Source organism: Defluviitalea phaphyphila, from assembly GCF_001466305.1.
GTDB classification, from domain to species: Bacteria; Bacillota; Clostridia; order Lachnospirales; family Defluviitaleaceae; genus Defluviitalea_A; species Defluviitalea_A phaphyphila.
Genome location: NZ_JWID01000041.1, coordinates 1 through 1,406 on the forward strand (window position 1 = coordinate 1; position 1,406 = coordinate 1,406).

Annotated in this window: 1 protein-coding gene; it reads right to left on the reverse strand. The window is 28.8% G+C overall.

Annotation, left to right across the window (positions count from 1 at the left end):
- Nucleotides 1-1,406: hypothetical protein (locus OM90_RS12865; protein ID WP_330381870.1), on the reverse strand; the 1,406-nt coding region annotated here is incomplete at both ends.

Here is a 1,406-nt window from a genome sequence, read left to right on the forward strand (position 1 = left end):
TTTTGTAATTTTGTTAATCTATTCTTATTATCATAATAGTAAAATTCGTCTATATTATCAAGTACTCTTTTTATTCTGTTTCCTGCTGGGTCATAGGAGAAGGTTTCTATTTTTTCTTCTTCTCCTTTATTATATATTACTTTTTCTATTTGGTTTATGGCATCGTATTGGTACTGGGTTACTTTCCCATTTTCTGTTTTTCTTATTTGGTTTCCATTATTGTCATAGGTATAAGTATTTTGAGTTAGTATTTCTCCATTGCTTAGGATAGTTGTAAGTTTAGTTATATTTTTATTACCATCATACTCATAATTAGTTTTTATTCCATTGCCATAGGTAATGGATTTTATAGTTCCATCACTATTATAGCTATAGGTTGCTACTATTTTATTATCATCTATTACTTCTTTTATTCTTCCTAAGCTATCTAGGGTATATCTTGTTTCTTTTCCACTTATATCTCTTTGTTTTATTAGATTTCCATTTTTGTCGTAGGTGTATTTTATAAGTAGTTTTCCGCTTGCATATTTTTCTGTTACTCTGCCTTGTTTATCGTATTTATAAGTATAGTCTATGCCGTTAGCTGATGCTCTTTTTAGAGTTCCGTCTATGTTATATTCATAGATTTCTTTATAGCTGTCTTCTTCTTTTGCATTTCTTCTGCTTACTAGTTGGTCATCTATGTTGTAATTATATATTATTTCATTGCCATTTCTGTCTTTTTTGTATACTAGTCTTCCTTGCCTGTCATATTTTAGTATTTCTTCTAGGTTATCTTGGTCTATTATTTTTCCTAATTTGTTTATACTGTTGTATTGATATTTTATTTTATTTCCATTTCCATCTATGGTTTCTCTTATATTTCCTGCATAGTCGTATTTATAGTTTTCTGTACTGCCATCTGCCTTTGTTATCTTTATTATTCTTCCCCAATCATCTAATAGATAGCTTGTTTTATTTCCTTCTCCGTCTATGGTTTCTATTATTTTATCATCGGCATTATATTTATTTATCTGGCTTTTCTTATTTTTTCTTCTGCTTTCTTCTGTGGTTATTGCTATTACTCTGCCGCCTATATCAAGGGTATATTCTGTTTTATTTCCTCTGCCATCTTTTATGCCTATTAGTTCGCCATCTTCGTTATATATTTTTTCTTCTTCTATTTCTCCTAGGCTATTTATTATTTTTACTAGATTATCATTAAGGTCATAGATATATTCTGTGCCTTCTCCATCGTCTGTTTCCTTATTATACTGTTTAGGTAGTATTTCTTTTTTAACTTTGTCTGTAGGGGTATAAAATATTCGTCTTATGTTTCCTTCTTTATCTTTTATTTTTATTGGTCTATTTTTTATGTCATACTCTATTTCTTCTATATTTCCATTGGGGTCTATGGTTTTTATTAT